A 308-nucleotide genomic window follows, 5' to 3' on the forward strand; every position below is an offset into this window, starting at 1 on the left:
TGCCCGCCGATACGCCGGATTCTGTGCGGCGCGCCGTTCTTGCGAACGCTGCGTCGTGACCGCCATCAATCTGGGCCGGGGGTCGCCCACCCGGCTCGGTGCCACCTACCCGTTGGCTCGGCAGGCCGCCTCAAAGCCAACCTACTTGGTGTTGCTGCGCGCAGAGATTGCCCGTTTCACCCGAACTCAATCGGCTCGTCTCTGTTGCTCTGATCCTCACCTTGTACCTTGCGGCTTTCGGTGGAGAGGTGTTACCTCCTACGCTGCCCTGTGCAGTCCGGACGTTCCTCCAGTGCGCCCTTTCGGGC

General features: G+C 64.3%; 1 other RNA gene. It reads right to left on the reverse strand.

From position 1 onward, the window contains the following. Positions 1–5: 5 nt before the first annotated feature. Positions 6–308: RNase P RNA component class A (gene rnpB / locus ACO0K4_RS19685), an RNA gene on the reverse strand; the annotation flags it as partial.

This window comes from Undibacterium sp. RuTC16W (genome assembly GCF_049339445.1).
Lineage (GTDB): Bacteria > Pseudomonadota > Gammaproteobacteria > Burkholderiales > Burkholderiaceae_D > Undibacterium.